The sequence below is a fragment of the Mesorhizobium sp. M7A.F.Ca.US.006.04.2.1 genome, from assembly GCF_004022915.1.
GTDB classification, from domain to species: Bacteria; Pseudomonadota; Alphaproteobacteria; order Rhizobiales; family Rhizobiaceae; genus Mesorhizobium; species Mesorhizobium ciceri.
This window is the reverse complement of record NZ_RZQA01000900.1, coordinates 1-2442: the sequence shown is the minus strand read 5'-3', so window position 1 is coordinate 2442 and position 2442 is coordinate 1. Positions and strand designations below refer to the sequence as shown.

The following is a 2442-nucleotide window of genomic DNA, read 5'->3' as shown; positions in this document are numbered from 1 at the left end:
CTCCAGTAGAGCCTGTTGCTCCAGTCGATCCGGTCGAACCTGTTGCCCCAGTAGAGCCGGTCGAACCTGTCGATCCGGTCGAGCCAGTTGCTCCGGTATCACCGGTTGCACCTGTGGCGCCGGTCGAGCCGGTTGCTCCGGTCGAACCTGTAGAGCCTGTTGCTCCGGTATCACCGGTTGCTCCTGTGGCGCCGGTCGAGCCGGTTGCTCCGGTCGATCCGGTCGCACCAGTAGAGCCTGTTGCTCCAGTCGAGCCAGTCGAGCCGGTTGCTCCAGTAGAGCCAGTCGAGCCGGTTGCTCCAGTAGAGCCGGTGGCACCGGTCGCGCCCGTGGCACCTGTCGAGCCCGCACCCGTGGCGCCGGTCGCGCCGGTCGCTCCGGCGGGTCCGGTCGCGCCTACTTGACCTGTGGTGGCGATAAAAGAAGCGGTATCAAAGAAATTGCCATTATCGCCATTATTAGCAAGCACGGGTGTAAAACTATAACCTCCTACAACCGGGGAAAGCGTGCCGTATAATTTGAAATTGCTGTCATAAACGAAATAAATATCAGTAGTGTTGGGGATCGTTATGGTCGCAGAAAAGTCATTTATTAAACCGCCCTGGTTTGCAGATGGTAGCTGAAAGCTACCAACGACTGTATCATCCGCACGATTGAGCGCCGGATTAGTCGGCGGAGCCACGTGAGTATCCACTACATAATACGTGTTAACAGCCGAAGAGCTGCCGCCGGCAGTTATGTCCCCACTGAGTGTGAGATCAGCCGCAAGCACCCCCGAGTAGCTGGCCACGCCAGCCGAAGTCATTGGAGGCAAGGGCGTGGACGAGCCTACGCGTGAGGATATCTCCCAGGAGCCGCCCAGGGCGGCCGCGCCAATCAGCGACCCGGACGCGAGAACGTCCGCGCCTACTGCCTCTTCCAGCGCCTCTATGAAGGCTTCGCCCGTATCCCCCGATGCCGTTTCGCAGCTCCACAGCCGCAGCTCGCCGTCCTTGGCAAGCGCACGGCCGATTGCGGCAAGATCCTCGGCCTCTTCCTGCAATGTAGTTGATGACCACTCCCCTGCTGTGAAGCCGACACGCCCAGACCCACCATGTGCGATAACGTGCACCGCATCGAGCCCTGCGTGCCCTGCGAGCGCGGCAGCGATCTGCCGCGCCGCCGGTCGGCGGCCGTTGAGCACAATCGCTTGAACCTCGGGTCGCACGCTGCCGAGAATTGCCTGGAGGTCGGAAACTGAAGGATCGACAAAAAGAACTTCAGAGGCACGGGCCATGACTGGCTCCTGTTGGCTTCGAACTCAATTCACCGGCAGCCACTCACTGGCCTAGCCGGCAAGTGCTGCGACCAAAGAGATTTACCTCCCGGACGGCCCGACGGCGCCGTGGGGACGTTCCACGACTGGCGTCTCCACGCGGAGGAAGTTGGCGACCTGGAAGTTCCCGCCTTCATCAAACGTCCCAATGGCAAGCGAGCCGGCGGTGCTTGGGACTTTGACGGTGAGGGCGACAGCGAGGCTTCGCTTGGCGGCTCTGGGAAGAACGACCTGACCGACAATAGCGCTCTTGGCCGTGTCCAGAATGAAATAATTTACATTTTCAATCGTGTCGCCGATCGGCAAAATGCCTCGAACGGTGACTTCCATAGCCGCAAATCCTGCCGTGAAGCTCATCATCTTCTCCTTGGTCGCCGGCGGCCGGGCCGCAGCTTCTCTTGGTCGTACCTTAGATTTCAATCGCTGGTTCAATGGCTGCAGAGCGCGGGCGCCCGGTGAGGCCGGTCGCGCGCATTGCCGCATTGCGGGCAGGTCTAAGAGACGGGTGCGCAAGGCTTGGCAGCCTCTTCGTGCCGCTCGATCGGATGGCGCCCCAGTTGTCTTCGCCCAGGTGAGTGAGGCGTCCAAAGGACACTGAGGAATACCCATCAATCGCTGGGTAATCCGTGCTGTTGGCCAACTGCGGGTAATTCAGGCGTTGTTCTACGCCTAAGCCTGCGTCACGGCCCCATCGACTCGTACACGGTATCACCCCAACCATGGTCACTCCCGTCACGCGTGTCGCCGATTTCTCGACGACGACTTACGAGGGAACCAACTGCTTGCGGGGGGAACATCAGATTTGGGAAAACGCCGGCCTTTAGTTCAAGGCCGTACAACGTCTTCTCTTGCACGTCACCACACACTCGCCACGCCCTCACGCACGAAGTGACTTGCTCCAGACACTCTCCTGGCTTCGCAGACGCAGCCCAACAGGCCCTCTGCCCGGTTCGCGGGAACCCTCTCAACACAAGACATTAGTAAAATCTAAAATTAGCAACTTGTAAATAACCAAGTTAACAATTTATTAATTGTGGACCATGAGTAACTACTTTCGGTCGACATCAAATGGCGCGCATGGGCGGCCGAACGCATCGAGAAATCCGAGGCTTAAGGGTGCCCTCTGG

At 59.3% G+C, this 2442-nt stretch carries 2 protein-coding genes; both read right to left on the bottom strand.

The annotated features are described in order from the left end of the window. Positions 1–1276, bottom strand: a 1276-nt coding sequence (locus EN925_RS31905) for a DUF4347 domain-containing protein (RefSeq protein WP_127388551.1), incomplete at its 3' end; no start/stop codon positions are given. 81 nt (positions 1277–1357) lie between these two features. After that, positions 1358–1675: a hypothetical protein gene (locus EN925_RS31900; RefSeq protein ID WP_127244227.1), complete on the bottom strand. Its 318-nt coding sequence runs from the start codon at positions 1673–1675 to the stop codon at positions 1358–1360. Between the last annotated feature and the right edge of the window lie 767 nt (positions 1676–2442).